Source organism: Salifodinibacter halophilus, from assembly GCA_012999515.1.
Classification (GTDB): domain Bacteria; phylum Pseudomonadota; class Gammaproteobacteria; order Nevskiales; family Salinisphaeraceae; genus Salifodinibacter; species Salifodinibacter halophilus.
The window spans coordinates 1-253 of record JABEEB010000457.1 but is presented as its reverse complement, the minus strand read 5'-3'; the positions used below and the strand labels follow the sequence as shown (position 1 = coordinate 253).

Genomic DNA, 253 nt, shown 5'->3' with positions numbered 1-253 from the left:
GACTGGGCGATCCGCGACGAGGACGGCTACACCTTCATTCTCGGCCGCACCGACGATGTCATCAACGTCGCCGGCCACCGCCTGGGCACCCGCGAGATCGAGGAGTCGGTGGCCAGCCACGCCAGTGTCGCCGAGGCGGCGGTGATCGGCGTGCACGACGAGCTCAAGGGCCAGGTGCCGGTGGTGTTCGCCACGCTCAAGGCCGGCGATGCGCACGACCCGCACGCGGTCGCGGCGGGCATGCAGGACTGCG

At 71.1% G+C, this 253-nt stretch carries 1 protein-coding gene; it reads left to right on the top strand.

Going from position 1 to position 253, the window contains the following annotated elements:
- Window positions 1–253: propionyl-CoA synthetase (gene prpE / locus HKX41_12430; GenBank protein ID NNC24942.1), on the top strand; the 253-nt coding region annotated here is incomplete at both ends.